1 protein-coding gene is annotated in these 664 nt (G+C 39.5%); it reads left to right on the forward strand.

The window, feature by feature from the left end; genetic code table 11:
* Window positions 1–242 precede the first annotated feature (242 nt).
* Window positions 243–664: TIM barrel protein (locus DYY66_RS01565; protein ID WP_166285613.1), on the forward strand; the 422-nt coding region annotated here is incomplete at its 3' end.

Genomic DNA, 664 nt, shown 5'->3' on the forward strand with positions numbered 1-664 from the left:
CATATGCCTTTTCAACAATCGGCTGCCAGTCAGGTTCTCCGAGTTGTTCAAGACTCAGTCCAGTATTTCTCAGATACTCTCCGGCTTCTGTAAGAAAAGGATATTTTGCCAGATCCTTTACTCCAATCTTTAGCATGTTTTCTTTGTCTTTTCTAACCTTAAAAATTTGATTATGGTACAACCATGGTAAAACCCAGATTGTTCTCCCTCGAGTTTAAATTATGCCCAAATAAATTAGTGACATGCAGGTTGGATTACATGTATCCATCGCAGGCTCGATAGACAAGGCTGTTGATAATGCAGTAGCAACAGAATGTTCAGCATTTCAGATTTTTACTCGCAATCCACGAGGATGGGCTGCAAAGCCACTAACAAGTAGTGATGCAACAAATTTCAAAGAAAAACTTGCCAAGACAAAGATTGACAGGTTTGCAACAGTAGCACACATGCCGTATTTACCAAATCTTTCTTCTCCAGAAGATGATCCATTTGCAAGATCGCTTGACTCCTTAATAGACGAAGCAAAAAGATGCAGCAAATTAGGAATTCCATATCTTGTTGCACATCTTGGAAGCCACAAGGGAAAAGGTGATGAAAAAGGAATCGAGATGTTAGTCAAGGCATTTACAAAGGCTGCAAAAGATACTTCAGATGATGTAACGAT

This window comes from Candidatus Nitrosotalea sp. FS, from assembly GCF_011319475.1.
Lineage (GTDB): Archaea > Thermoproteota > Nitrososphaeria > Nitrososphaerales > Nitrosopumilaceae > Nitrosotalea.